The organism is Streptomyces sp. NPDC059696 (assembly GCF_042733745.1).
Taxonomy (GTDB): Bacteria; Actinomycetota; Actinomycetes; order Streptomycetales; family Streptomycetaceae; genus Streptomyces.
This window is the reverse complement of sequence record NZ_JBHWFG010000007.1, coordinates 89129-115393: the sequence shown is the minus strand read 5'-3', so window position 1 is coordinate 115393 and position 26265 is coordinate 89129. Positions and strand designations below refer to the sequence as shown.

The window sequence follows — 26265 nt, the reverse complement described above, 5'->3', positions numbered from 1 at the left end:
GGCGAGTTGACAGCCTCCGGCCGGGCACGTCAGAGTCCCCGCTGATGGAGATCGACACCATGACGCCCGCCGAGGAGCGGGTGTGGCGCGCCTTCGCCCGCGGGGAGGACGTGGACCTGCGCGGGCCGGCGGGCGAGGACCCGGCCGAGGGCGCGGACTGGGGCCCCGAGCGGACCGTACGGGCGGCGGTGGTGCGGGCCCTGCTGCTGAGCGCGCCGCAGGAGGACGGCGAGACCGCTTCCCTCCGGCTGGCCGGGGCGCGGATCACGGGGGTGCTGAATCTCCAGTACAGCGACATCGACCACGCCGTGCGGCTCAGTGACTGCTTCTTCGAGCACGTACCCGTGCTGTACGCGGCGCGGCTGCGCCAGTTGAACCTGCGCGGCTCGGTCCTGCCCGGCCTCGACGCCGCCACCCTGCGCGTGGACGGCGTGCTGCGCCTGTCGGACTGCCGGTTCGAGCGGCCCGTGCGGCTCGGCGGGGCGCAGATCTCCGGCGCGCTGTTCATGGACGGGGCCGACATCGGCGAACCCCCCGCCGGGCAGCCGGCACTCCAGCTCAACCATGTGACCGTCGGGGACGGCCTGTCGGCGCCGGGGCTGCGCACGCGCGGCGAGGTGCGGCTGACGGGCACCTCGGTCGCCGGCACGATCGACCTCAACGAGGCGCGTCTGCGGGCCGGTGCCGGTCAGGTCGCCCTCGATGCGGAGACGCTCACGGTCGAGGGCGACGCCCTGCTGCGCGAAGCGGACGTGCTGGGCTGGATCGGAATGCGGGGCGCGCGGATCGCCGGCCGGCTCGACCTGTCGCACGCGCGGCTGGTGAACCCGGGGGACGCGGCGCTGCGCGCCAGCAGTTGCACCATCGGTGAACTCTGGCTGCGCAAGGGGCCCCGCATGGAGGGCACCCTGAATCTGCGCCGCGCCCACATGGACGTGCTGTTCCTGGAGCCCGAGATGGTCCCCGACGAGGTCCTGCTCGACAGTCTCGTCTACACCTCCCTCACCCCGCACGAGCCCGCCGAGCGGCGGCTGGCCATGCTGGAGCGGGACGGCGAGGGCTATGTCCCGCACGCCTACGAGCAGTTGACCGCCGCCTACCGCAGGATCGGCGACGACGACGCCGCCCGCCTCGTCCAGCTCGCCAAGCAGCGCCGCCGGCGCGCCACCCTGCCCTGGTACGGCCGGCTGTGGGGCCATGTGCAGGACGCCACCGTCGGCTACGGCTTCCGCCCCCTGCGGGCCGCGGGCTGGCTGGTGTCGCTGCTCGCGGCCGGCTCCCTGGCCTACGCGCTTCACCATCCCGCGCCGCTGAAGCCCGACGAGGCACCGCAGTTCAACCCGGTCTTCTACACCCTCGACCTGCTGCTGCCGGTGATCTCCTTCGGGCAGGAGGCCGCGTTCGCCCCCACCGGCGGCTACCAGTGGCTCTCCTACGCCCTGGTCCTCACCGGCTGGATCCTCGCCACCACCGTCCTCACCGGCGTCACCCGGACCGTCAGCCGCCAGTGAGCGCCCGCACCGCGTGCTGCGCGGCGAGCCGCACCGGTGCGTTGGCCGCGCCGTAGCCCCGGTATCCCTCGTCGCGCTGGACCAGTTCGAAGAACACCCGGCCGACCGTGCGGGTGTAGCAGTGGCGGAAGACGCCGTGGGCGTCGCGGTCGTAGAGGATGCCGAGGTCGCGGTAGGTCTCCAGCTCGCCGTCGGCGAACTCGAAGCGGGCGGCGAGGTCGTCGTAGTAGTTCGCCGGGATCGGCAGCGGCCGGCCTCCGGCCTCCCGGAAGCGGCGGGCGGCGGCGACCACGTCGTCGGTGGCCAGGGCGATGTGCTGGGCGTGCACGGTGTCGTCCGAGGGTGCCGCGCCGACGGTGAGGGCGATCCGGACGCTGCCGTCGGCGTTGGTGACGGCGCGGCTGCGCATCAGCCCGTAGGGGTCGGCGACGTCCACGCTCTCCTGCGTGTGCAGGCCGAGCACCCCGCGGTGGAAGAGGGCCGCCTCGTCGAAGTGGTGCCAGGGCTGGGTGAGGGCGAGATGGTCGATGCCCCGGACGCCCGGGTCCGCCGCAGGCCGGCCGGTGTCCTCGAAGTCCGCCCGCCAGTCGGGCAGTTCCGGGCGGCCGGTGGCGCAGAAGAACAGCTCCGTCCCGTCGGGGGCGGCGACCGCGTCGAGCGGAGCGTCCTCGGGGGCTCGGCGGCGCGGCAGCACCGGCGCGAGCAGCGCCTCGGCCCGCCGGGCCGCCCCGGCCGGGTCCGGTGACTCCAGCCCGATGGCGGCGAGTTGCGTCCCCTCGCGGCGGGCGGCCGTCCCGGTGTTGACCAGGATCCGGGCGTCGCCCTGCTCCCACAGGGCGACGGGCTTGCCGCGATGGCGGGCGGTGCGGGTGAAGCCCAGGGCGCCGAGCAGGGCGGTGAGGGGCTCGGCGTCGGGCGTGACCACCTCGGCGAAGGCGACGCCGGTGGGGACGACCGCGTCGGGCAGGGGCGCCCGGCCCACCGCCTCCTGGAGGACCAGCAGGGAGCGCCGGGCGTCGACGGCGGTCGGTCCGGCGTCGGCCTGCCGGAAGACGTCGTTGAAGACCTCCAGCGAGAGCGGGCCGTCGTAGCCGGTGCGCAGCACGTGCCGCAGCAGGCCCGCGACGTCGAAGCCGCCCTGGCCGGGGAAGCAGCGGTGGTGGCGGCTCCACTGGAGGACGTCCATGGCGAGCAGCGGGGCGTCCGCGAGCTGGAGGAAGAAGATCTTCTCGCCGGGGATGTCCTCGATGCCCTCGGGGTCCGAGCCGCGGGAGAGGATGTGGAAGCTGTCCAGACAGGTACCGAGCGCGGGATGGCCTGCCGTCTCGACGATGCGCCAGGCGTGGTCGTACGTGCTGACGTGCCGTCCCCAGGCGAGCGCCTCGTAGGCCACGCGGACGCCGGACTGCCGGGCCAGGTCGGCGAGCCGGCTGAGCTGCTCGGCGGCGAGGGCGTCGTCGTCGACCGCGTGCGGGGAGACGCTGGAGCAGACGAGCACCGTGTCGGCGCCGAGCCTGCGCATCAGGTCGAACTTGTGCCGGGCCCGCCTGAGGTTCAGCGCGAAGTCGGCCTCGGGGACGGCCTCGATGTCCCGCATCGGCTGGTAGAGGTCGATCGAGAGACCGAGGTCGGCGCAGCGGGCGCGGATGTCCTCCGGGGTGAGGTGGCCGGCCAGCAGGTCGTTCTCGAAGATCTCCACGCCGTCGAAGCCGGCCCGGGCTGCGGCCGTGAGCTTCTCGGTGAGGGATCCGCTCAGGGAGACGGTGGCGATGGACGTGCGCACGTCGGTACCCCTTTCTGGTTCCGAGTCCCTGCGACTCGCTAGTTCCGGGCCCCTACGGCTCCGGCCAGCTCGGTCAGGTCCGTGAGCATCCGGGCGGCGTCGGGTTCCCGCCCGGTGAAGAGGCGGAACGCGTCGGCGGCCTGGAAGGCGGCCATGCCACCGCCGTCGAGGGTGGCGCAGCCCAGCGCGCGTGCGCTGCGCAGCAGTTCGGTCTCCAGCGGGCGGTAGACCACCTCGGCGACCCACAGCCCGCAGTGGAGCAGTCCGGCGGGCAGGGGCAGGCCGGGGTGGGCGGCCATGCCGGTGGGAGTGGCGTGCACGATGCCGTCGGCGTGCGCGAGCAGCTCGGCCAGCCGGTCCGGGGGCGCGGCGGCCGCCCGGCCCTCGCCGACGGCGCGGTTCAGGGAGTCGGCGAGGGCGCCGGCCCGCTCGGGCAGGGCGTCGACGACGGTGACGCGCTCGGCGCCGAGGGTGAGCAGGGCGTGCGCGACGGCCGCGCCCGCACCGCCCGCGCCCAGCTGCACGACCCGCTCCAGCGGGGCGTCGGGCAGACCGCGGGCGAAGGAGGCGGCGAAGCCGGTGACGTCCGTGTTGTGGCCGACGGCCCGGCCGTCCTCGAAGACGACGGTGTTGACCGCGCCCAGCGCCTCGGCCTGCGGGGTGAGCGCGTCCAGGTGCTCGATGACGAGCTGCTTGCAGGGGTGCGTGATGTTGAGCCCGTCGAACCCCAGGTCACGGGCGGCTCGCAGCAGGTCGCCCACGGCCTCGGGCGGCACGCCGAGCGTGTCGATGTCGATCAGCCGGTAGACCAGGCGCAGTCCCTGCCGGCCGGCCTCCCGCTCGTGCAGCGCGGGGCTGAGTGACGGGCCGATGCCGGAACCGATCAGTCCGACGAGGTACGACTCCCTGGGCACGCGGCGCCTCCTGAGCGGCTCACTAATGTACGAACTAGTACGTTAGCTATATCAGTCGCGTGCGAGCCCGGGAAGACCCCACGGGCGACTGCTCCCCTGCTTCTACAATCACCGGCACCGGACCCTCCGCCCGAAGGAAGCTGATGACCAGCGTCGAAGAACCGGCACGCCCCGGCGAGCGCGAGCGCCTCCGCGACGCCGCCCGCACCCAGGCCGAGATCCTCGACGTCGCCACGCAGGAGTTCGCCCGGGCCGGCTACGACGGTGCCCGGGTCGACGAGATCGCCGCCCGCACCCGCACCACGAAGCGGATGATCTACTACTACTTCGGCGGCAAGGAGCAATTGTTCACGGCCGTGCTGGAGCGGGCGTACGGCGTGATCCGGGAGGCCGAGCAGGAGCTCGACGTGGAGCACCTCGATCCCGTCGCGGCCATCCGGCGCCTGGCCGAGGTCACCTTCGACCACCACGAGCAGCACCCGGACTTCATCCGCCTGGTCAGCATCGAGAACATCCACGAGGCACACCACATCGCGGCCTCCGAGAAGCTCGGGAAGATCGGCTCCCCCGCCCTGGACGTGATCCGCCGGATCCTGGCGTCGGGACAGGAGTCGGGCCTGTTCACGGCTGATGTCGACGCCGTCGACCTGCACGCGATGATCTCCTCGTTCTGCTTCTTCCGGGTCTCCAACCGGCACACCTTCGGCGCCCTGTTCGGCCGCGACCTGCTGGACGGGAAGCGGCGCGCGCACTACCGCGCCATGCTCGGCGACATGGTGATCGCCTATCTGACGGCGGAGCGCACGTCGGACTGAAAGTCCGCGGCGCGATCTCTTGACAGCGACGGCACACGGGCGCAGCATCTCTGGCCATCCCCTACTAACTACCCAGTGGGTTAATTAGCCGCGATCCGGCCCGCCCTCTCTGCTGGACTTCTCTCCCACTCCGCCCAGGGTGGAGCCCCCCGAAGGAGCCGCCGTGTCCGTCCCCGCCATGCCCGAAGGGTCCGCCGCCCCGCCCGGCCAGCCCAGGAAAGCCGCCACCGCCGCCTGGATCGGCAGTGCCCTGGAGTACTACGACTTCTTCCTCTACGGCAGCGCCGCCGCGCTGATCTTCCCCGAGGTGTTCTTCGACGAGTCCGACCCGGCCACCGCGACCCTGCTGTCGCTGGCCACGTTCGGCGTCGCCTACGCCGCCCGTCCGGTCGGGGCGCTGGTCCTCGGGCACTTCGGGGACAAGGTCGGCCGCAAGAAGATCATGGTCTTCACGCTGATGCTGATGGGGCTGTCGACGTTCCTCATCGGCTGTCTGCCGACCCGGGACCAGGTGGGGAACCTGGCGCCGGCCCTGCTGGTGCTGTGCCGGGTGCTCCAGGGCATCTCGGCGGCGGGCGAACAGGCCAGCGCCAACTCCATGACGCTGGAACACGCGCCGCCGGGCCGGCGCGGCTTCTTCACGAGCTTCACCCTCAGCGGCACCCAGGGCGGTCAGCTGCTGGCCACGCTGGTGTTCATCCCGATCGCCGCGATGCCCGAGGAGCAGTTGCTGTCCTGGGGCTGGCGGCTGCCGTTCTGGCTGAGCGTCGCGGTCGCCGTCGTCGGCTACGTGATCCGGCGCAAGCTGGACGAGACACCGGCGTTCGCCCAGCAGGCCGCCGAGGAGGGCGTCGTCAAGCTGCCGCTGGTGGTGCTGTTGCGCGAGCACTGGGCGGATGTGCTGCGGGTGATCGGGGGCGCGCTGATCGCCTCGGTGAGCACGATCTTCACGGTGTGGGCGCTGGCGTACGCCACGAGCGACGCGGTCGGGATGTCGCGTACGGCCATGCTGTGGGTGGGCGCCCTGGCCAATGTCGTCGCGCTGGCCGCGATCCCGCTCTGGGCGACGCTGTCCGACCGGATCGGCCGGCGGCCGGTGTTCCTGATCGGCGCGGCCGGCAGCGCGGTGACGATGTTCCTGTACCTGTGGGCGGTCTCGACGGGCTCCTACCCACTGACGTTCCTGACCGGCGTCCTCTGCTTCGGCGTGGTCTACAGCGCGGCGAACGGGGTGTGGCCCGCCTTCTACGGCGAGATGTTCACGACCCGGGTCCGGCTGTCGGGCGTGGCCATCGGTACCCAGATCGGCTTCGCGGCGGCCGGGTTCGCGGTGACGTTCGCTGCGCGGATCGCAGGCCCGGGCGGGGACGACTGGTCGGCGGTGGCGCTGTTCACGGCGGCGCTGTGCGTGCCGCCGGCGGTGGTGGCGGTGTCGGCGCGGGAAACGCACCGGACTCCGACGGAGGCCCTCGGCGAGCGAGCCACCCGGGGAGCGGTTCAGCCGGAGAAGGTGACGGCCTGACCATCCCCGGATGTGGCTGCGACCGTTTCACGGACGTGGTGACCTCTTCTCCTGGCGCCCTGGCCTCGGCGACGCCCTGAGCCCGGGATCCCGGCCGCCGCCGGACCATCGGCCACGGGCCCTGCGTCCCGGTCCCCATGGCCGCCCGCTCACGTCTTCCGCCGCGATCACGAACCGTTCCTGCACCACCATGGGGTCTGAGGCGGTCCCGGCGGGGTATGCCGGATCTCACCTCGACCGCGCGACGGGAGAAGAGCCATGGCACCACTGCGACAAGAGGTCGATCCGGGTGAGGCGGGGCTGGATCCGCGGGTGCTGGACCGGCTGGACCGTACCTTCGCCCGGCTGGTCGACGAGGGGCGTCTGCCGGGCTTCCTCGTGTCCGTCGCCCGGGCCGGGCGCGTCGCCCACCTCACGACGCACGGCCTGCGCGACATCGCGGCCGGGCTGCCGGTCGAACCCGACACGCTGTGGCGCGTCTATTCCATGACGAAGCCGGTCACCGCGGTCGCCGCGCTGCTGCTGGTGCAGGAGGGCCGGCTGTCACTGGACGACCCGGTCGCCGACCACCTGCCGGCCTTCGCCGACCCGCGGGTCCACGTCGCCGGCTCCGGGGCCGACGTGGAGACCCGCCCGGCCGACGGCCCGATACTCGTCCGGCACCTGATGACCCACACCGCGGGCCTGACCTTCGGCTTCTACCACACCCACCCCGTCGACGCCCTCTACCGGGCAGCCGGCCTCGAGTCGTCGGTGCCACCCGGCGCGGACCTGGCCGAGACCATCGAGGTGTACGCGAGCCTGCCGCTGCAGTTCGAGCCGGGCACCGAGTGGAACTACTCGGTCGCCAGCAACGTCCTGGGCCGGATCATCGAGGTCGTCTCGGGGCAGCCCCTCGACGCGTTCTGCGCCGAGCGGATCTTCGGGCCGCTCGGCATGACGGACGCGGGTTTCCACGTCACGGACGCCCAGGCGCCCCGGCTCTCCGAGATGTACGGGGAACGGGAGGGCGGCGGCATCGAGCCGATCGCGGGGCTGCCGCTGCACGGCCGGCCGCGGTTCCTGTCGGGCAGCGGCGGACTGGTGTGCTCGGCGCACGACTACCACCGTTTCATGGAGTTGCTGCGCCGCCGGGGAGAGCTCGACGGCGTGCGGCTGCTCGCCCCCAAGACGGTGGACCTGATGACCCGCAACCACCTGCCCGGCGGCGCCGACCTGCGGGCCTTCGGCAGCCGCCCCGCCCACGACGAACCCGGCAACGACGGAGTCGGCTTCGGCTTCAACTGCTCCGTCGTGATCGATCCGTCCCGCACGCAGGTCCCGTCCGGGCTCGGCGCCTTCGGCTGGAGCGGGGTGGCCACGACGACGTTCTGGGTCGATCCGGGCCGCGACCTGACGGTGCAGTTCATGACACAGGTGCGGCCCAGGACCTCGCACACGGTCTTCAAGGACCTCAAGAGGCTGGTCCATGAGGCCCTGACGGACTAGAAACCCGGCTACCGGTCCACGCGCAGGGTGAACTCCACACCCTCCTGGCCGAGTTCACGCAGCCACCGCTCGGACCGGGCGGCTGTCTCCGCCGCCCGGTTCAGACCGGGCGGCAGGGAGCCGTCCAGGATGTGACGGACACCGAGGGCGAGGGTCCGTGAGACGCAGCGGGCCATCGCGCTCTCCTCGGCGTCGCCCACCAGGTCGAGGAGGTAGCCGCCTCGCCACGACGGCCCCGACTCGGCGCGCACGTCCAGCGACACCGCCAGGACGACCCGGTCGCGGTCGTCGTCGGTGGTCGGGTAGGCGGCGGCCAACTCCTGGGCCAGGGCGGCGACCCGGGCGTCGTCGCCGGTCTTCAGCTGCTCGAACACACCGTCCCAGGCGCGCAGCCAGCCCTCCAGACGCAGGGTGCCCCGCACGAACGTCCGCGGCGTCCAGGCATCCGGCATCCCGTACTGCGCGACGAACGGAACACTGTCGCGGTTGGGGTAGACCTCGAAGGTCTCCCCCTCGACGACATGCCGCCGGGTCGCCTCCCAGGGCCGCTCGGCGACCGTCTCGGCACCGCCCTCGATGTAACGCGCCGGGGAACGGAGGGCGTTCAGGACCCCGGCCGGTGCCCAGCTGAAGCGGTAGGTGAAGTCGTTCGGCACGGCGGGGACGCCGCCGCAGTAGGACGTGAGGGCGTACGAGGCGGGGGTCTTCTCGCCGATCGCCTCCCGGGCCCGGGCGACGAGGGCATGCGCGAAGAGGTGGTCGAGGCCCGGGTCCAGCCCGGCCTCGGTGAGGACCACGAGCCCGGCCCGCTCGGCGGCGGGCGCCTGCTCCAGCACCGCCTCCGACACATAGCTGGAGCAGGCGAAGTGCGCGCCCCGTCGGACACACTCGGCGAGCAGCGGCGCGTGCTCCGTCGCGGGGAGCATCGACACGACGACGTCGCCCGGCGCGAGTTCGGCGGCCAGGGCGTCCCGGGAGCAGGCGCGGGGCTGGGCCCGGCCGGTGAGGCCCAGCCGTTCGAGGGCGTCGGCGGCGCGGCTCTCGGTGCGGTGCCAGAGCCGTACGCGCTCGGCCTCGTCGCACAGCGCGGCGAGACCGCTGCCCGTGGACAGGCCGGCGCCGATCCAGTGGACGGTGCCGCTCGCCGGTGCCGGTTCAGTGGTCACGGGGCTCCCCCTCGTCGAGACCGTGGGCGCGGGACGCCGCACGGAACCGGTCCAGGCAGCGCCCCCAGGGCCCGGACACGCCGAAGTCGAGCAGGTGGGGCAGCAGCGCGGCCGAGAAGTCGGTGCTGGACTCCAGCGGCAGCAGGGAGGGCAGGTTGTCGATGGCGATCAGGTCGAGCGGGGGTTCGTCGCGCAGTCGGCGCACCGGCTCGTCCCAGGAGGTGGTGGTGTCGTACACCGGCAGGACGTTGAGCGGTGAGCCGACGTCGCAGGTCACGTCGCACAGGGTGCGCAGCCGGCGGCCGGGGCTGTCGAGGTCCTGCTCGCGCAGGAAGGGCGGGACGGGGCTGGTGGCGAGCACCGCGTTGACCATCACGTCGTGGCGCAGCAGGGCGGGGCGGTCGAGGTCGCGCGTCTCGGCGAGGTCCCAGCAGGTCGGGTCGGCGCCGGCGGTGGCGAAGGCCGCGCGGGCGCCGCGGCCGCTGCGGCCGAGGGCGCCGACGACGAGCCCGGTGAACTCGGCGTCGTCGGCGGCCGGCTTCAGCGTTTCGTCCAGGCTTTCCTTGGTGGTGGGGGTCAGCGGGGCCCGGAGCCGGCCGCGGTGCTCGAGCACGGCGAGGGCGGCTCCCAGGTAACCGGCCCAGAAGCCGAAGGCGGCCAGGCGCCGCCCGGTGTCGTCGACCAGGTACTCCAGGTCGAACAGCGCCCCGCCCCCGGCGGCGAACCGGCCCAGCAGGTCCGCCGCTCCGGGCTGGCCCTTGAAGGCGTGGCCGAAGAACACGTGCCGGTGCGTCAGTTCGCGCGGTGCGTCCGGCAGTTCCTTCAGGCCGAGCACGACGGCGTCCCGTGGTGCCGTCACCCAGGAGCCCGCGGGTGCGATCCGGCAGCCGGCCGCCTCGTACTCCTCGATCGGGAAGACCCGCTGGGGGGACTCCTCGACGGTCAGTTCCACTCCGTCCCCGACGAGCCGCCGGGCGTCGCCGGGGACGATCGGAGTGCGTCGCTCGGTCGTGCGGGCCTCGTGGCGCAGCCACAGATGGAGCTCGGTCATACCAGGTGGGCCTCCGGCGTGAGGCGTCGGCCGCTGGGGGCCGACGCTCAAGGGGCGGACGTCCACGAAGCGTACGCGGCCCGTCCTCGGGTCGCGCACCGATGCGCCCAGGTCACGTCGGGGAGCCGGATCCGGCCGGGGTGATCAGGAGGAGCTGACCACCGCGTCCAGGTGGGGCAGGTGGTGGTCGAGGCGTTCCCGCTTGGTGCGCAGATAGGTGATGTTGTTCTCGCACGGCGGGATCAACAGCGGCACCTGCTCGGCGACCGTGATGCCGTGGTCCACCAGGGCTTCGCGTTTGCGCGGGTTGTTGGACATCAGGCGCACCGACCGCACGCCGAGGTCCTTGAGGATCCGGGCGGCGACACCGTAGTCGCGGGCGTCGACGGGCAGGCCGAGGGCGAGGTTCGCCTCGACGGTGTCCAGGCCCTCCGCCTGCAGGGCCATCGCGCGCAGCTTGCCGAGCAGGCCGATGCCACGGCCTTCGTGCCCTCTGAGGTAGACGACGACGCCCGCGCCCTCGGAGACGACCGCGCGCAGAGCGGCGTCGAGCTGGTCGCCGCACTCGCAGTGCTGGGAGCCGAAGGCGTCACCCGTCAGGCACTCCGAGTGCAGCCGGATGAGGACGTCGTCCGGGCCTATCTCGCCGTAGACCAGTGCGACCTGTTCGTCACCGCGGTCGTGGTCCATGTAGCCGATCGCCTGGAATTTCCCGTACACGGTGGGCAGGGGGGCATTCACGACGCGTTCCACGCCGGTCCGCTGAGGTGCCTTCTTGCCGAGTACGCCAATGTTGTCTGTCATGATTCTCGAGTTCCTAAGCAGAGACGAAAGGCCGTGACGATATGAGTGATCTGGTGCCGGCGGACACCACGGAAGACGTACGGACGCGGGGCGCCGGTGTCTCACGGCAGGTCGCGGTGCTTCCCGTGGGGAGCTTCGAGCAGCACGGTCCGTACCTCCCCCTGGCGACCGACACGCTCGTCGCCTGTGCCGTCGCGCGGGAGATAGCCGGCGCGTACCCGGTGCACCTCCTTCCTCCGGTGACGATCTCGTGCTCGCACGAGCACGCGGCCTGGCCGGGGACCGTCAGCATCTCCTCGGTGACCCTTCATGCGGTGGTACGGGACATTGCGGCCTCGCTGCGCCGGTCCGGCGTCGACACCCTGGTGGTGATCAACGGGCACGGCGGCAACTACGTGCTGGGCAACGTGGTTCAGGAGTCCTCCGCGCGCGGCGAGCGGATGGCGCTCTTCCCGGCCGCGGAGGACTGGGAGGCGGCGCGCGAGCGGGCGGGTGTGGTCACCTCGCTGCTCACCGACATGCACGCGGGGGAAATCGAGACCTCCATCCTTCTGCACGCTCATCCGGAAATGCTCCGACCCGGATATGAGACTTCCGACTTCGTCGCTGACGACCGGCGTCATCTGCTCACCCTCGGCATGTCCGGCTATACCGATTCCGGTGTCATCGGCCGTCCTTCACTGGGTTCGGCGGAAAAGGGGAAGGAACTCCTGGCGAGCCTCGCGGATTCCTTCGGGGCGTATTTCTCGATGCTGACCTCCGACGCGTAGTCACCCTGTGGCGCCGGGGCCCCGGGTGTCGTCCGGGTCCCGGCCCGCAGGCCCGCGTACCAGCGGGCGACGAGCACGATCAGGCCGGGCAGGCTCGCGGCGAGGCTGAGCACCCCGTAGACGACGGCGACGGCGAGGCCGCGGCCGGCGCCCAGCCCCGCGGCGCCGAACGCCCAGGCGGTGACGCCCTCCCGGGGGCCCCAGCCGCCGACGTTCAGCGGCAGGCCCATCGCCAGCAGGGCGAGGACGGCGAGGGGCAGCAGGACGGCCACGGGGGCGGCGGTCCCGGCGACCCGGGCGGCGAGGACGAACATGGCGACGTAGCCTGCCAGCACCACCACGGAGGAGACCACCACTCCGGGCCCGTTCCGTCGCGACAACAGCCCTTCGCGGGCCTCGGCGAGGAACGCACGCAGCCTGCGGCCCCGGCGGGAGGCCGCCGAACGGTTCATGCGCAGGGCGAGCACGACGGCGAGGGCGCCCACCGCCGCCAGGGCCGCAGGCGCCGCGACGCGCCGGGCCTCGGCCAGCACCGGGGACGGCACGGTCAGCAGGACGACCGCCCCGGCGGCGAACAACGCGACCTGCCCGGCCGTCCGTTCGAGGACGACCGCCTTCACGCCCCGCCGCAGGTCCCCCTCGCTCTGCCCGTGCCGAACGGCCCGGTGCACATCGCCGAGGACGCCGCCGGGCAGGGCGGCGTTCAGGAACAGCGCGCGGTAGTAGTCGGCGACGGCCGCCGCGAACGGCAGGCGGATCCTGAGCCCCCGGGCCACGAGCGCCCACCGCCAGGCGCTGAACACGGTGGTGACGAGTCCGATGCCGAGCGCGAACAGCAGCGACACCGCGTCGATCCGCCGCAGTCCGTCCAGGAAGACGCCGGTTCCCAGTCGCCAGAACAGCACGCCCAGGATGGCGACTCCGGCGAACGTGCCGAGGTGGGTGCGGACCTTCGGGGAGCCGAGACGGGCCAGGGCCGTGCGGGCACGGCGGGGCGGCGCTTCGGCCGTCCGGACGGGGCCGGACGAGGTCGAGGCGGCGGGCGTGCCGCTGTCGCTCACGGCCGGACGCGGCACGGCCGCGTCCGACCGGGCCGTGTCCACCGGGCCGGAGGGTCCGGGCACACGGGTGCCGGGTGCGGTCGCGGGCGGCCCGGACCGCTCCGTGAGCGGGGTGCGCGGGCGCGTTCCCGTCGCCTGGGGGCTCATGACGCTCCGCCCGCCGGGCGGGACAGGGCCAGCAGGTCGACGTGGTGGACGGTGACGCTCAGCTCGCCCGCGGCGCAGGCCGCCAGCCGGTGGGTGAGGTAGACGTCGGCCTCGGCCCGCAGTTCGGGGCGCTCCTCGACGGCGGCACCGACCCAGCCGCGCAGCCACTGCTCGGTGAGTGCGGCCTGCTCGGGTCCCAGCCGCCAGGCGCTCGGGTGCAGCCGGACGGTCGCGCCGTACCCGGAGAACGCCTCGGCCGCCACCGTGACCGCGTCGGGTCCGAGCAGGCCGTCGCGGCGCTGGTGGTCGTTGAACGCCTGGGCGATCTCCGCGTCCAGGGGGTGCGACGGGGTCAGTTCCACGCGCCCGGCGACGGACAGCGTCAGCAGGGCGGGGCAGCCGGCTCCGGTACACGCGGCGGCGAGCGTGTCGATCTCCTCGCGGGTGAGGACGTCCAGCAGGGCGGACGCCGTCACCAGCGAGGCGCCCTGCAGGGCGTCCGGGGTGAGACGGGCGACGTCGCCGCGCCGCGTCTCCACGGTGACCCGGCTGCCGTCGGCGGCCGAGCGCGGGGAGGAGACGGCGGCGAAGTGCAGCAGGTAGGGGTCGCGGTCGTGGAGGATCCAGTGCTGGGCGCCGTCCAGGCGGGGCGCGAGCCAGCGGCCCATCGAGCCGGTGCCGCAGCCCAGGTCGTGGATGACGACGCCCGACCTGCCCGGCAGGTTGGCGAGCCGGATGCGCAGCGGGTCGAGCAGGTCGTGCGCCCGCGCGGCGGCGTCGGCCGGCTCCCGCAGCTCCAGCCATTCCGGCGCATAGCGGGGCGGATCCTCCGGGTTGGCCTCACGCAGTTTGACGGTCGGCCTGGCGCCGGGCCTGAGGCTGGGGCCGGCGCCGGGGATGACGGCATCCGGGGCGTACCCCGGAACGAACTCCACGCTGGAGCCCAGGGCCGGGGTACCCGCGCTCCCGCCGGCCACCGCGCTCGCGGTACCCGCCGGACCGGGCTTGCCCGGCGTCACGCCGTCCGTCACGCTCGTGACCTCCCTCGGCCCGGGCTGTGCCGGGATCGCCCCGCTCTGCTGGGTCGTCGTCGGGTTCGTCATGCGGCCCTCCGGGGTTCGGTGGGGAGCCGGCGCAGGACCGCCGCCAGGCTCTGTGCGGTCGTCGCCCAGCCGCCGAGGGCGGCGCGGCGGCTGCGGGCGGCGGCCTTCAGGCGGCGTCGTACGTCCGCCTCGCCGAACCAGCCGCGCAGTTCGGCGGCGATCGCGGCGGGGTTCTCCGGCGGGACGAGGATGCCGGGCATCCCGCCGTCGGGCGCGCGGCCGACCGCCTCGGGCAGCCCGCCCACGTCCGTGGCCAGCACCGGGATGCCCCGGGCCAGGGCCTCGGTCACCGCCATGCCGTACGTCTCGGCGTAGGAGGTGAGGACCATCAGGTCGGCGGTGGCGTAGGCGGCGTCGAGGGCGGGGCCGGACTTGGGGCCGGCGAGCTCCAGCCGGTCCTGAAGGCCGTGCTCCGCGATGAGGGACCGCAGATGGGCGACGTACTCCGGCTCCTGGGTGAGGGAGCCGACGCACACGCAGCTCCAGGGCAGGTCGCTCACCGCGGCCAGGGCCTCCACCAGCCGGTGCTGGCCCTTGCGCGGGGTCACGGCGGCCACGCACAGCAGCCGCGACACCCCGTCGGTGCCGGGTGCGAGCGGCGCGATGTCCGCCCCCGGGGCTGCGACGTGGACCCGCTCGGGGGGAAGGCCGTGGTGGGAGACCAGGCGGCGGACGGCCCAGTCGCTGGTGGCGATCACCGCCGGCACCGCCCGCAGCACCGTCCTTTCCCTGGCGTCCAGTTCGGCGGCGACCGCCGCGTCCAGCCCCGTCTCGTCGCCGAGCGGGAGATGGACGAGGACGGCCATGCGCAGGCGCTCCGCCTCGGGGACCACGATCTCCGGCACGCCGCAGGTCACCAGCCCGTCGAGGAGCACGACGGAACCGTCGGGCAACGCGGCCAGGGCCCGGGCCAGTTCCGTGCGGGCGCCGGCCTCCGGCTGCGGCCAGTCACCGGCCACGGCGTGCTTGGTCACCTGCCAGCCGAAGCCGGGCAGGTCCAGGCACACGCGCCGGTCGTAGGCGTTGCCGCCGCTGGGCGCCGTCGGGTCGTCGATGCCGCCCGGCAGTACGAAGTGCACGGTGCGCAGGGACATGGGGATGATCTCGGCGTTCTTCAGGGAGGCGTGCTGCACGGGAACATAATTCAGCCGTGCCGGTGCCGGACCCATGTGCTCGGGCCGTTCGACGGTCGTGTCGGTCACAGCGCACGCTCGTAACTCGCCCAGGCGATGTGCGACTCGTGCAGGGTGACGGTGAGGCCCGCGATGCCCTTGGCGCCCTCGCCCAGCGCCCCCTTGTGGATGCGCTCGGCGAGCCGGTCGGCGATGACCTTGGCGAGGAACTCCGTGGAGGTGTTGATTCCGGCGAAGTCGGGCTCGTTGTCGAGATTGCGGTAGTTCAGCTCGCTGACGACCGCGCCCAGTTCCTGGGTGGCGAGCCCGATGTCGACGACGATGTTGTCCTCGTCCAGCTGTTCGCGCCGGAACGTGGCGTCCACGAGGAACGTGGCCCCGTGCAGGCGCTGCGCCGGTCCGAAGACGTCGCCACGGAAGCTGTGGGCGATCATGATGTGATCGCGGACGGTGATGCTGAACAACGGACGACCCTCCAGGTGCGGCGCGTCTGCTCCCCCGCTCTCGGTGCCGGGGATGCCGAGTAGTACGGCCCGTTCTCTTCCCTTGTTCAGCCTGTCGTACGTCTTTTCTGAGGTCAGGCGCTCTTGTCGTGGCCGACTCGTACCGGATGGAACGAATCGTCAGCCGATGCGTCCGTCGTTCCCGGCGTAGCGGACGCGGTGGCACAGGGCGGGGACCTCGCCGGACGCCAGCCGCGGCAGCACGTCCGGCAGGTCCTCGAAGGGGGATTCGCCGGTGATCAGGGCGTCGAGCGCGGGGTCGGCGAGCAGGTCGAGGGCGACGGCGAGCCGGTCGGCATAGGTGCGGTTCGGGCGGGCCGGGGAGACGGTGCCGACCTGGCTGCTGCGGATGACGAGCCTGCGGGAGTGGAAGGCCTCGCCGAGCGGCAGGCTGACCTGCCGGTCGCCGTACCAGCTGAGTTCGAGGACGGTTCCCTCCGGACGGAGGAGTTCCAGCGACCTGGCGAGGCCCGCTTCCGTGGCGCTGGCGTGCACGACCAGGTCGAGCTCCCCCTCGGCGTCCTCGGGGGTGGCGAAACCGGCACCCAGCGCCTCGGCGATCGTCGCGCGGGACGGGTCGGCGTCGACCAGCTGGACGCGCACCCCGGGGAAGCGGGCGAGGAGGGCCGCCACCGAGCAGCCGACCATGCCGCCGCCGACCACGGCGATCCGGTCGCCGACCAGGGGGGCCGCGTCCCAGAGGGCGTTGACGGCGGTCTCCACGGTTCCGGCGAGCACGGCTCGTTCGGCGGGCACGGTGTCGGGGACCGGGGTGACCGCGGAGGCCGGGACGACGTACCGGGTCTGGTGCGGATAGAGGCAGAACACCGTGCGGCCGGTGAGCTCTGCGGGGCCCTCCTCCACCACGCCGACGTTGAGATAGCCGTACTTCACCGGGCCGGGGAAGTCGCCCTCCTGGAAGGGGGCGCGCATGGCGGTGTGCTGGCTGACGGGGACGCCGCCGCGGAAGACGAGCGTCTCGGTGCCCCGGCTCACGCCGGAGAACAGCGTGCGGACCAGCACCTCGCCGTCGCCCGGCGCGGCCAGGGCGACGTCCCGGATGCCGCCGTGCCCAGGCGAGTCGATCCAAAACGCACGGCCGGTGTGCTTCATCGAAGTCCTCCTGAACGATCGGCGAGCGGCTTGCGTACCGAGGGGTGCACAGGCCGCGCACAACGTAGCGGCCTTGATCGACTCTGTCACACGGCCGGAGGACGTTCGGTGGCCCTGAACAACACTTACGACGCGAGGCTCGTACAGCAGGAGACCGCCCTGGGGGCGGGCGTGCAGGTCCTGCTCCTCGCCCTGATCGGCACGGCGATCGGGATGGGGCCGGCGGGCTGGCTGAGCGGCCTCGCGTTCGCGATAGCCACCTGGGCGGTGCTCTCCCGGGCCCTGCACCGCTCCCGGCTGCGCTCCTTCGGCGCGGCGAACCGGGTCACCCTGGGGAGGGCCACCCTCGTCGGCGGGGTCACGGCCCTGGTCGCGGACTCCTTCCAGAGCTCACCGCCGGTGTCGCTGTTCGTCGGCCTGACGGCGGTAGCGCTGATCCTCGACGGCGTGGACGGCAAGGTCGCCCGCCGCACCGGCACCTCGACCCCGCTGGGCGCGCGCTTCGACATGGAGGTCGACGCGTTCCTGATCCTGGTGCTCAGCGTGTACGTGTCGATGCAACTGGGCCCGTGGGTGCTGCTGATCGGCGGCATGCGCTACGTCTTCGTCGCCGCGGCCAAGGTGTGGCCCTGGCTGACGGCCGCGCTCCCGCCGAGCACCGCGCGCAAGACCGTCGCCGCGCTCCAGGGGGTTCTGCTGCTCCTGGCGGGCGCCGATCTGCTGCCGTACGCGGCCAACTTCGCGGTCGCGGCCCTGGCCCTGGGCCTGCTGGTCTGGTCGTTCGGGCGGGACGTGCTGTGGCTGTACCGGACCTCGCGGGCCGAGCAGCCGGCGACCGTGCCCCCGGTGCGGGAACTGGTCGCGGGCTGACGTCCGGCTTCGCCGGTCAGGTGCCGAAGCGCCCTCGGGCCGCCTCGATGTGCCCGAGGTACTGATGGGTCCAGCCGCAGATCGCGTCGACCGTGGCGCGCAGGGCGCGGCCCGGCTCGGTGAGCGTGTACTCGACCTTGGGCGGGACGGTGGGGTGCACCGTCCGGTCGACCAGGCCGTTGCGCTCCAGCATCCGCAGGTTCTGGGTGAGCATCTTGTGGCTGACGCCCTCCACCTCGTCGCGCAACTCGCTGAAGCGCAGGGTGCGTTCCCCGAGCGCCTCGATGATCAGCAGGGCCCACTTGTTGGCCACGTCGGAGAAGATCTCCCGGGCCAGCGAGTCCGCTCGCCGCAGATCCGCGTTCTCAGACAGCTCGTCTCTGATCTGCTTGGTCACCATCTGGTTCCCCAGTCACCGAAAAGTGCGTTCTTCCAGGTCGGCCGTCACTCTCCTACGGTTTCCGAGTAACCGCAAGAGAGCACGGGCCCGTTGCCCGCGGTCCGTGCCCCGACGGTCCGTGCCCCGACGGAAGGAACCACACCATGACCACGCTCGACGTCTACGACCACGGCATCCCGGCCGAGGGCCACTTCGGCTACGCCCAGGCGATCAGGTCCGGTGACCTGGTGCACGTCTCCGGGCAGCTCTCGTTCGACGACAGAGGCGCCTTCCACCCCGAGGAGGACATCGCCGCCCAACTCGACCGGACCTACGTCAACCTCGACAAGGTCCTGCACCACTACGGCGCCACCCGCAACCAGATCGTCTCGCAGACGCTGTACGCGGTGGACCTCGTGCGGAACGCCGAGGTGATCGCGAAGGGCAACCGGGCGTACTTCGGCGACCACCGTCCCGTCAGCACGGCCCTCGGCGTCACCGAACTGACCTTCCCCGGGCAGCTCGTCGAGATCAGCTGCGTGGTCGACACGCGGCTGCCCGCCTGAGCCCTCTGTCAGCGACGCGTGCCGGCCCCCACGAGGGCCCGCTCGTAGGGGTCCAGCAGCACGCCCCGGACCGTGGTGGAGACACCGGCGATGATCTGCTGGTGGGCCAGGGGCACGACCGCGTCCGTACCGAGGATCGCGGCCTCGGCGGCCATGGCGGCGTCCTGCCGCTGCTCGGTGCCGTCGGCCCCGAGGGCCTCGGCGACGGCCCGGTCGACCCGCTTGTCGCACAACCGGGCCAGGTTGTAACCGCCGTCGCAGGTGTAGTCGCTGCCGAGGACGCCGACGGGGTCCCCGGTGTCCAGAAGGCTGTTGCGGGCGCCGATGAACGCGTCGAACGTCCCGGCGAGCGCGTCACCCTCCAGCCGTGAGTACTCACGCACTTCCAGTTTCACCCTGAAGCCCGCCTTCCTCAGTTGCTGCTGCACGACCTGGGCGACCTCGGGCAGTTCGGGCCGGTTGTCATAGGTGGCGAGGGTGATCGGCGTGCCGTCGGGGCGGGCGGCCCTGGCCCGTCCGGCCGGCGTCACGCGCTTGCTCCCGGCCCAGGTGACGGCGGGTCCGAAGATGCCGGCGCCCGGGTCGGCGTACCCCTCGAAGACACCCTCGACGAGGGCGGAGGAGTCGATCGCCCCGCGGACCGCGGCGCGCAGCTCCGGGCTCCTGAACGGCCCCGTCCGTGTGTTGAGCTGGAGGCTGGTGGTCCGGGTGGTTCCGGCTTCCTTGAGGGTGGCCTCGTCGAGTGCGGCGGCCTGCGCCACGGGTATCGCCTCGGCCACGTCGACGTCGCCGGTACGGACGGCGTTGGCGCGTGCGGTGCCGTCCTCGATGAAGCGCGCGTCGATGCCTGAGGCGTGGGCCAGGCCGCCCCAGTAGTCGTCGTAGCGGTCGAGGGTGGCGGAGTCGCCGCCGGCCGCGGTGATCTCGAAGGGCCCGGTGGCGGTGCCGACCGGGGTGGGGGCGTCCGTCGTCCCGTGCGCCTTCTTCCTGTAGGCGTGCGGGGAGAGGACGGCCAGGCTCGGGCTGGACAGGCGCAGGGGCAGCACGGGGTCGGGCGTGGCGGTGGTGACGCGGAGGGCGTGGTCGCCGTCGGGCCTCGCGTCGAGGGTGATGCCGGCGAGCGCCGCGGGTGGGGGCTCGGCGTGCGCGGCGTGGGTCAGGGCGGATGCCACGGTGGTGGGGGTGACGTCGGTGCCGTCCTGGAAGGTCGCCTCGCGGAGGGTGAAGCTCCAGGTGCGGTCGCTCACCCGGCGCCAGGACCGGGCGAGCGCGGGGGACGCGGCGCCGTTGGCGTCCAGAGCGGTCAGCCCCTCGGTGACGCCGAGTCGGCTGAGCAGTGTGGCGTCGGCTCCGTACGGCGAGAAGTTCTCGGCGGGCGGGAAGGCGAGGGCGACCCGCAACCGCGACCCCGACGGCACGCCGTCCAGCGACGAGGCGCTGTCACGGGACACGAAGCAGCCGGTCAGTCCCGGAAGGAGGGCGAGGGGGACAAGTACCCCGAGAAGACGGTTGATGCTCATTACACGCACTTGCACATCCTAGGCATCACCACGGCAACCCCCCGTTCGGCTCACGCGATTTGACAGCGATCACGATCACTCCCTAAACCTAACCACATGACATCCATTTTCAAAAAGGTGGTCCTGTCGTGAGGATCGCTTTCGTCGGCAAGGGCGGCAGCGGCAAGACCACGCTCTCCGCGCTCTTCTCCCGCCACCTGGCACGCTCCGGCGCACCCGTCCTGGCCGTCGACGGCGACATCAACCAGCACCTGGCCGAGGCGCTGGGCGGCGAGGAGGAGTCCGCCCCTCCGCTGGGCGCGCACCTGCCCGAGATCAAGGACTACCTACGGGGCGACAACCCCCGCATCCCTTCCCCCGAGGCGATGATCAAGACGACCCCTCCGGGCCGCGGATCCCGCCTCCTGCGTCCGCTCGGCGACGACGAACTGCACGCACGGCACGTCGGCCGGGCGGGAGGCGTCCCCTTCATGGCGACGGGCGAGTTCGACGAGACCGACCTGGGCGTGGTCTGCTACCACTCCAAGCTGGGCGCGGTCGAGCTGTACCTCGGGCATCTGCTGGACGGTCCCGGCGAGTATGTCGTGGTCGACATGACGGCCGGAGCCGATGCCTTCGCCTCGGGCCTGTTCGCCCGTTTCGACCTGACTTTCCTGGTGGCGGAGCCCACGCGCAAGGGTGTCTCGGTGTACCGCCAGTACCGCGACCACGCGGAGCAGTTCGGCATCCGGATCGCCGTCGTCGGCAACAAGGTGACCGGCGAGGACGATCTGCTCTTCCTCAAGGATCAGGTGGGCGACGACCTGTTGACCCATCTCGTGCACTCCCCCTGGATCCGCGCGGCGGAGCAGGGCCGGGGCGAGTCCGGCACGGAGGCACTGGCGTCGCTGGAACCGCACAACCGCCACGCCCTGGAGGTGATGCGCGCGGCCGTCGACGCGGAGGTCCGCGACTGGGACCGGATGCACCGCCACGCGGTCGAGTTCCACCTGCGCAACGTCCACGCCTGGGCGGACGCGCGGATGGGCGAGGACCTGGCGGCCCAGGTGGACCCGGACTTCAAGCCGGGGCCGCCCGCCCGGCTCTGAGGCACGCCACCCCCGCCGTGTCTCTCCCTCCGGCTCCTCGATGCCATGTCTCCTTCTCCGGCTCCTCGATGCGGCGTCTCCCCCTCCGGCTCCTCGATGCGGCGTCTCCTCCTCCGGCTACTCGATAGCCGTGGCATCGAGCAGCCGGACCACGTCCTTGCGTCCGTACCCGAGGCGTCGGGCGCGGTCGGTGGCCGTGAGCACCAGGTGCGCGACGATCCGCGCGGCGTATCCGTCCTTGCTGTCCGCGTCGAACCATTCCTGGGGCTTGTCGACACCCAGGCTGTTCATCACCAGTCCGTGCTCCCTACGGACCTCGGCGACGGTACCGGCGACGGCGTCCAGGAGGGTCTTCCCCGGCCGTTCGCAGTCCAGGGCGAAGCACCCCCGGTCGACCGGCTTGCACCCCTCCGGCGGACGCTCCCGCAGCCCCGCGTACCTCTCGTCCTCGAAGCCGGAGGCCCGGAATTCCTCGTGCACCAGGGAGAACCGGTGGAACCCGGGCGGGACGGGCGGCGGTGGAGGTGTGTACTCCCATCCGGCGTCCTCGTACACCTGCCGCTTCACCTCCTCCGCGTCAGCGTGCGTCACGGTGAAGCCGTTGGCCTCGTTGCGCCCCGTCGTCGTGCCGTCGGCATTGCGGTGGAAATGCAGGCCCATGGTGTGCTCCCGTCGTCGTACTGAGAAGAGACGGCAAGTCCCGTCACCAGCTCGAACGGCCCGCGGGCCGGGCAGGTGCCCGCTCCGCGCGGCACCATCCGATCGTGTGAAACGGCTCGCTGCGGGAACTTCCCGGCCCCGCCGGACGAGCGGTTGTTACCCTCCTGCGATGAGCATTCCGGACCCCGCAGAGATCCGGGCGCTGCACGAGAAGTACGCGCCCACCACCGAGGCGTTCGCCCTCGTCCACCGGCACTGCGAGATCGTCTGGGGAATCGCCGAGCAGCTCCTTGCCGCGCCCCGCCTGGCCCACCTCGACGCCGAACTGGTCCGCGCCGGCTGTCTCCTCCACGACATCGGCGTCTACCGCCTCTATGGGGAGGACGGACGGCTGGACCACCGGAACTACATCCGGCACGGGCTGCTCGGCCACGAGATCCTCGAAGCGGAGGGCTTCCCCGAAGCCCTCCGCCGCTTCTGCTCCCACCACACCGGGGTGGGACTCACCCGCCACGACATCGTGAGCCAGGCACTGCCCCTGCCCCCCGGCGACTACGTGGCGGTGACGGAGGAGGAGAGGCTGGTGATGTACGCGGACAAGTTCCACAGCAAGTCCCGGCCGTCGGTGTTCCTCTCCCCCGACCAATTCGCCGCCCACATCCGCCGGTTCGGCGAGGACAAGGTGACCGCTTTTCAGGCACTGCGCGATGAGTTCGGCGACCCGGACACGACCGGGCCGGTGCCGGGCGGCGACAGCATCCAGCAGGTGACCGCTCCGTAGGTGACTCGCGGTCGCCGCCCGTGTGGGCAAACACGACAACCCCCTGTCCGGGCCTCGTCGTTGACCTCTCCCCGATCGCCGACCCGTGCGAACGGGGTCCGGCGGAGTCGAGAAAGAAGGAGTTCTGCTCTCAGCGACCCCAGAATCGCTAACATCGCCTGAGCCTCAGGGGGGAGGGCATCGTGGCAGACGCATCCGGTGATCATTCCACTGCCAAGTTATGGGCAGTGGCAGGCGGGATCGCATCCGTACTGTCGATTCTGACCTGGCTGGGCGTGAGCAGCGCGGGCGATCTCAAGGATCTGTTGGCAGACTCGCCCCCCTCAAGTTCCAGCCCGACCCTCTCCGGTTCCAGCCCGGCCCCGTACACGTCTTCGCCGACGGACCGCATCCCCGATCACTCCGGCACCGGCGAGGGGAGCACCGACGAGCCGGAGCCCGAGCCGTCGACACCCACTCCGGATCCCACCGCAGAGGCGTTCGAGTCCGTCTCGGTGGGCGACTGTCTGCCGGTCTACGACACGGGCCGCGGGGGCGCTTCCAGCATCGACTGGAGCGTCGCTGCTCCGCCGGACCCCGTGTCCTGCGCCGCCGAGCAGGCGCAGGTCCGGGTGACCGCCGTCGACGCGGACTGCCCTACCGGCTACGGGAAGTCGTACTGGAGCTACCGGTCCGCCACCACCGGCGACACCACGAAGCTCTGCCTCACTCGCGTCTACCACGCCAACTACTGCCTGCTCGGCCGGCAGTCCGGCGACTCGATCTCCCTCGCCCTGATGACAGCCGTGGCCTGCCGACGCGAGCCCGTACCCGTCCCGTACAACCAGATCATGCACATCACAGGCGTCTACCGCGCCCCGGCGGGCGCCGACGCCAACAACTGCCGCCGGATGGCAGGCGACCCGACACGCTACTGGGCCGCCCTGGTGGACGACGGTGCCACTCTGCTGTGCACCACGATCTACCAGGGCGGCTGACCGGAACGCAGGGCCCGCACCTTCCGCATCTGGTCCGACGCCGGCTGCGGCGTCACCCTGCGGCTGGAAGCCCGGCGTGCCGATTAGGCCGCCGCCGGCATCCGGCGTCGGCGGTGGCAGCCGAGTGGACGTTCCGGGCGCGCGCACCGTGGCCTCGCGCCGCTTCGGCCCGCCTCTCCCGTACCGGGGGCCCGCCCTCCCCGGTACCGCCCTCGCCACTTATTCCTCGACGCACCGGCTGTTCTCCTCCGGTCCCTTCCTGCTCATCGAGTTCGCCATGGCCTTCAGCCGTCCCGCGAGGAGCCCGCCCAGCCCGGCTCTTGGCGACGAAGAGATTCGTTCGGTCGCCGGAAACCCACATGTGACCCGTAGGTTCGCAGACATGACGGACCATCAACTGCAGGAGCAGGCCGTGGCGGGCGCCTGGGCGAGGATCGAGAAGTGGCTGAAGCAGCACGCTCCGCGCACCTACCGGATGCTTCCCGTGCCCGCCCCGGAGGCCGACATCCGTGAGGTCGAGCAGGAACTCGACCTCACCGTCCCACCGGGCCTCAAGGCGTTCTATCGCCTCCGCAACGGCACGGGTCACCCCGGTGACTTCGGCTGGACGACCGAACCCGGAACCGGGCTCCGCCCACAAGCACAGGGGACGGCCTGGCTGTTGCCGAGGCAGCACGGGATTCCTCCCGTGCAGCACCTGCCGTACTGGGATGAAGGACCTCACACGATCGGTATGCCGAACGACCCCATGGTGCGATATCTGGCGTTCGCCGCGACCGACCGCAGCGGTCTGTACGGGCTGTTCACGGACTGCACGCCAGGGCCGGGGTACGGACGGATCGGCACCTTCGAAGAGGCCGGGATTCCCAGGCTGGGCGTTTGGCCGTCGTTTGCCGACTACCTCATCGAAGTCGCCGACGCCCTGGACGAGAACCGGGGTGTGGAGGACGCGGACGCACACCAGGACACGAAGGTGCCCGGTCTCGTCGATCATGCACTGGTGTGGGACGGTCCGGCGCATCCCCGGGAACCGGGGTGGACGCGCTTCGCATAGCGCCACGGCCGGAGCACCGTGTGCAGGGTCCTCCGACCACAGGTCGGTCGGTCGAGGGTCAGGACGGGGGACCTCCTCCCCCGCGCAGCGCCGCGCGCGGGAACACGTGCTGGAACTCGGGGCTCTCAGGCCGCCTCGCGTACCCGGCCCCGGTGCGCCCGGACGAGTTCCGCGTACCGGTGACCCGACCCCTTGATCGTGCGGTGCTGTGTCCCGTAGTCCACGTGGACGAGCCCGAACCGCTTCTCATACCCGTACGCCCACTCGAAGTTGTCCAGCAGGGACCAGGCGAAGTAGCCGGCGAGAGGGGCTCCCTTACGGGCGGCCGAGGCGCAGGCGGCGAGGTGGCCCAAGAGGTACTCCTGCCGTTCGGGGTCGTCGACCGTGCCGTCGGGGCGGACGACATCGGGGTAGGCCGAGCCGTTCTCCGTGACGTACAGCCGGCGGGCCCCGTAGTCCTCGGTGAGGCGCAGCAGCAGTGTCTCGATGCCGCTCGCGTCGATCTCCCAGTCCATGCCGGTGCGCGGGACGCCCTCGCGGCGCACGGCACGGGCGTACGGGGCCGGGCCCCCGGGGTCGTCTTCGACGGTCTGCGGGAAGTAGTAGTTCAGGCCCAGCCAGTCCAGTGGCGCCGCGATGGCCGCCGAGTCGCCGGGCCGTTCCGGGAGTTCGACGCCGTAGAGCTCGCGCATGTCCGCCGGGAAGCCCCTGCCGTGCACCGGGTCGAGCCACCAGCGGTTGGTGTGGCCGTCCATGCGGCGGGCGGCGGCCCGGTCCTGCGGTGTGTCGGTGGCGGGATGGATCGTCGAGAGGTTGTTGACGATGCCGATCTGCGCGCCGGGGGCCGCCGCGCGGACGGCCCGGCTCGCCAGGCCGTGGCCGAGCAGCAGGTGGTAGGAGGCACGGACGGCGGCCGTGAGGTCCGTCAGGCCCGGGGCCATCGTGCCTTCGAGGTGACCGATCCACGCTGAGCACAGGGGCTCGTTGAGGGTCGCCCAGTGGGTGACGCGGTCGCCGAGGCGCTCGGCGACGACCGAGGCGTACCGCGCGAACGCGTGGGCCGTGTCGCGCTCCGGCCAGCCGCCGCGGTCCTGGAGCGCCTGCGGCAGGTCCCAGTGGTACAGGGTCAGGGACGGGGTGATGCCCGCCTCCAGCAGGCCGTCGATCAACTCGTCGTAGAAGGCCAGGCCTTTCGGGTTCACGGGACCGTCGCCGCCCGGGACGACCCGCGGCCACGCGATGGAGAGGCGGTAGGCGTTCACGCCGAGCCGGCGCATCAGGGCGATGTCCTCGCGCCAGCGGTGGTAGTGGTCGCAGGCGACATCGCCGTGGTCGCCCCCGGCGGTCTTCCCGGGGGTGTGCGAGAAGGTGTCCCAGATCGACGGCGAACGGCCGTCCTCCGCGACGGCTCCCTCGATCTGGTACGCCGAGGTGGCCGTGCCCCACAGGAAGTCGTGCGGGAGTGCGGCGAGGTCGATGGTCACGG

At 72.3% G+C, this 26265-nt stretch carries 24 protein-coding genes and 1 pseudogene; 11 read left to right on the top strand and 14 right to left on the bottom strand.

Annotated features, from left to right (window positions below; all coding sequences use genetic code 11):
* Nucleotides 1–44 precede the first annotated feature (44 nt).
* Nucleotides 45–1511 carry a membrane-associated oxidoreductase gene (locus ACFV20_RS09935; RefSeq protein WP_385654553.1) on the top strand — a complete coding sequence of 489 codons (1467 nt, stop codon included), beginning with the start codon at nt 45–47 and terminating at the stop codon, nt 1509–1511.
* Here ACFV20_RS09935 and ACFV20_RS09930 read toward each other — a convergent pair.
* Complete coding sequence (locus ACFV20_RS09930) at nt 1498–3294, bottom strand: bifunctional sugar phosphate isomerase/epimerase/4-hydroxyphenylpyruvate dioxygenase family protein (RefSeq protein ID WP_385654551.1); 1797 nt, start codon at nt 3292–3294, stop codon at nt 1498–1500. The genes ACFV20_RS09935 and ACFV20_RS09930 overlap by 14 nt on opposite strands.
* 38 nt (nt 3295–3332) lie before the next feature.
* Nucleotides 3333–4208: a shikimate dehydrogenase gene (locus tag ACFV20_RS09925; RefSeq protein ID WP_385654549.1), complete on the bottom strand. Its 876-nt coding sequence runs from the start codon at nt 4206–4208 to the stop codon at nt 3333–3335.
* A 143-nt stretch (nt 4209–4351) separates the two neighbouring features.
* Between ACFV20_RS09925 and ACFV20_RS09920 the strand changes: the two genes are divergently transcribed.
* The 3 genes from ACFV20_RS09920 (at nt 4352) to ACFV20_RS09910 (ending at nt 8033) form a co-directional block, all read left to right on the top strand.
* Nucleotides 4352–5023 (top strand): TetR/AcrR family transcriptional regulator, encoded by a 672-nt coding sequence (locus ACFV20_RS09920; protein WP_385654546.1) that lies wholly within the window; start codon nt 4352–4354, stop codon nt 5021–5023.
* Between the two features lie 163 nt (nt 5024–5186).
* The gene (locus tag ACFV20_RS09915) at nt 5187–6545 is read left to right on the top strand and encodes an MFS transporter (protein ID WP_385654543.1); all 1359 of its coding nucleotides are present in this window, start codon (nt 5187–5189) and stop codon (nt 6543–6545) included.
* A 258-nt stretch (nt 6546–6803) separates the two neighbouring features.
* Nucleotides 6804–8033, top strand: a complete 1230-nt coding sequence (locus tag ACFV20_RS09910; RefSeq protein WP_385654540.1) for a serine hydrolase domain-containing protein — start codon at nt 6804–6806, stop codon at nt 8031–8033.
* Between the two features lie 8 nt (nt 8034–8041).
* On the opposite strand, the gene ACFV20_RS09905 is transcribed toward ACFV20_RS09910, so the two are convergent.
* The 3 genes from ACFV20_RS09905 to ribA form a co-directional block, all read right to left on the bottom strand.
* Nucleotides 8042–9199 (bottom strand): saccharopine dehydrogenase family protein, encoded by a 1158-nt coding sequence (locus ACFV20_RS09905; RefSeq protein WP_385654538.1) that lies wholly within the window; start codon nt 9197–9199, stop codon nt 8042–8044.
* The gene (locus ACFV20_RS09900) at nt 9189–10250 is read right to left on the bottom strand and encodes a saccharopine dehydrogenase (protein WP_385654535.1); all 1062 of its coding nucleotides are present in this window, start codon (nt 10248–10250) and stop codon (nt 9189–9191) included. Before ACFV20_RS09900 ends, ACFV20_RS09905 begins: the two co-directional genes overlap by 11 nt.
* A 144-nt stretch (nt 10251–10394) precedes the next feature.
* Nucleotides 10395–11054, bottom strand: coding sequence for a GTP cyclohydrolase II (gene ribA, locus ACFV20_RS09895; protein WP_385654533.1), 660 nt, complete (start codon nt 11052–11054; stop codon nt 10395–10397).
* 41 nt (nt 11055–11095) lie between these two features.
* Between ribA and ACFV20_RS09890 the strand changes: the two genes are divergently transcribed.
* Nucleotides 11096–11824, top strand: a complete 729-nt coding sequence (locus ACFV20_RS09890; RefSeq protein ID WP_385654532.1) for a creatininase family protein — start codon at nt 11096–11098, stop codon at nt 11822–11824.
* Nucleotides 11825–11973: 149 nt separating this feature from the next.
* On the opposite strand, the pseudogene ACFV20_RS09885 reads toward ACFV20_RS09890, so the two are convergent.
* From ACFV20_RS09885 to ACFV20_RS09865, 5 genes and pseudogenes are all read right to left on the bottom strand, one after another.
* A pseudogene (locus ACFV20_RS09885) lies at nt 11974–13032 on the bottom strand (lysylphosphatidylglycerol synthase domain-containing protein); the annotation flags it as partial.
* Nucleotides 13029–14135, bottom strand: a complete 1107-nt coding sequence (locus ACFV20_RS09880; RefSeq protein WP_385654530.1) for a class I SAM-dependent methyltransferase — start codon at nt 14133–14135, stop codon at nt 13029–13031. The gene ACFV20_RS09880 and the pseudogene ACFV20_RS09885, both read right to left, overlap by 4 nt.
* Nucleotides 14132–15337, bottom strand: coding sequence for a glycosyltransferase family 4 protein (locus ACFV20_RS09875; RefSeq protein WP_385654528.1), 1206 nt, complete (start codon nt 15335–15337; stop codon nt 14132–14134). The genes ACFV20_RS09880 and ACFV20_RS09875 overlap by 4 nt, the downstream gene beginning before the upstream one ends.
* Nucleotides 15334–15732 carry a 6-carboxytetrahydropterin synthase gene (locus ACFV20_RS09870; RefSeq protein WP_221759551.1) on the bottom strand — a complete coding sequence of 133 codons (399 nt, stop codon included), beginning with the start codon at nt 15730–15732 and terminating at the stop codon, nt 15334–15336. The genes ACFV20_RS09875 and ACFV20_RS09870 overlap by 4 nt, the downstream gene beginning before the upstream one ends.
* 159 nt (nt 15733–15891) lie before the next feature.
* Nucleotides 15892–16884 carry a zinc-binding alcohol dehydrogenase gene (locus tag ACFV20_RS09865; protein ID WP_385654525.1) on the bottom strand — a complete coding sequence of 331 codons (993 nt, stop codon included), beginning with the start codon at nt 16882–16884 and terminating at the stop codon, nt 15892–15894.
* Between the two features lie 108 nt (nt 16885–16992).
* On the opposite strand from ACFV20_RS09865, the gene ACFV20_RS09860 reads away from it, so the two are divergent.
* Complete coding sequence (locus ACFV20_RS09860; RefSeq protein WP_385654523.1) at nt 16993–17754, top strand: CDP-alcohol phosphatidyltransferase family protein; 762 nt, start codon at nt 16993–16995, stop codon at nt 17752–17754.
* A gap of 16 nt (nt 17755–17770) precedes the next feature.
* Here ACFV20_RS09860 and ACFV20_RS09855 read toward each other — a convergent pair whose 3' ends face one another.
* On the bottom strand, nt 17771–18154 hold the full coding sequence (locus tag ACFV20_RS09855; RefSeq protein ID WP_385654520.1) for a winged helix-turn-helix transcriptional regulator: 384 nt from the start codon (nt 18152–18154) through the stop codon (nt 17771–17773).
* A 143-nt stretch (nt 18155–18297) separates the two neighbouring features.
* Here ACFV20_RS09855 and ACFV20_RS09850 point away from each other — a divergent pair, with 143 nt between their 5' ends.
* Nucleotides 18298–18699, top strand: a complete 402-nt coding sequence (locus ACFV20_RS09850; RefSeq protein WP_385654518.1) for a Rid family hydrolase — start codon at nt 18298–18300, stop codon at nt 18697–18699.
* An 8-nt stretch (nt 18700–18707) separates the two neighbouring features.
* Here ACFV20_RS09850 and ACFV20_RS09845 read toward each other — a convergent pair whose 3' ends face one another.
* A complete protein-coding gene (locus ACFV20_RS09845) occupies nt 18708–20219 on the bottom strand; it encodes an ABC transporter substrate-binding protein (protein ID WP_385654516.1) in 1512 nt (503 codons plus the stop codon).
* A 128-nt stretch (nt 20220–20347) separates the two neighbouring features.
* Between ACFV20_RS09845 and ACFV20_RS09840 the strand changes: the two genes are divergently transcribed.
* Nucleotides 20348–21307: an ATP-binding protein gene (locus ACFV20_RS09840; protein WP_385654513.1), complete on the top strand. Its 960-nt coding sequence runs from the start codon at nt 20348–20350 to the stop codon at nt 21305–21307.
* A gap of 117 nt (nt 21308–21424) precedes the next feature.
* On the opposite strand, the gene ACFV20_RS09835 is transcribed toward ACFV20_RS09840, so the two are convergent.
* Entirely contained in the window at nt 21425–21967 is a 543-nt protein-coding gene (locus ACFV20_RS09835) for a hypothetical protein (protein ID WP_385654511.1), read from the bottom strand.
* Between the two features lie 169 nt (nt 21968–22136).
* On the opposite strand from ACFV20_RS09835, the gene ACFV20_RS09830 reads away from it, so the two are divergent.
* The 3 genes from ACFV20_RS09830 to ACFV20_RS09820 all read left to right on the top strand — a co-directional run bounded on the left by ACFV20_RS09830 (nt 22137) and on the right by ACFV20_RS09820 (nt 24779).
* Complete coding sequence (locus ACFV20_RS09830) at nt 22137–22748, top strand: HD domain-containing protein (RefSeq protein WP_385654508.1); 612 nt, start codon at nt 22137–22139, stop codon at nt 22746–22748.
* Between the two features lie 305 nt (nt 22749–23053).
* Nucleotides 23054–23725, top strand: coding sequence for a hypothetical protein (locus ACFV20_RS09825; RefSeq protein WP_385654506.1), 672 nt, complete (start codon nt 23054–23056; stop codon nt 23723–23725).
* Nucleotides 23726–23849: 124 nt separating this feature from the next.
* Nucleotides 23850–24779, top strand: a complete 930-nt coding sequence (locus ACFV20_RS09820; RefSeq protein WP_385654503.1) for an SMI1/KNR4 family protein — start codon at nt 23850–23852, stop codon at nt 24777–24779.
* 125 nt (nt 24780–24904) lie between these two features.
* Here ACFV20_RS09820 and ACFV20_RS09815 read toward each other — a convergent pair whose 3' ends face one another.
* Nucleotides 24905–26263, bottom strand: a complete 1359-nt coding sequence (locus tag ACFV20_RS09815; protein WP_385654501.1) for a GH1 family beta-glucosidase — start codon at nt 26261–26263, stop codon at nt 24905–24907.
* Nucleotides 26264–26265: the final 2 nt, after the last annotated feature.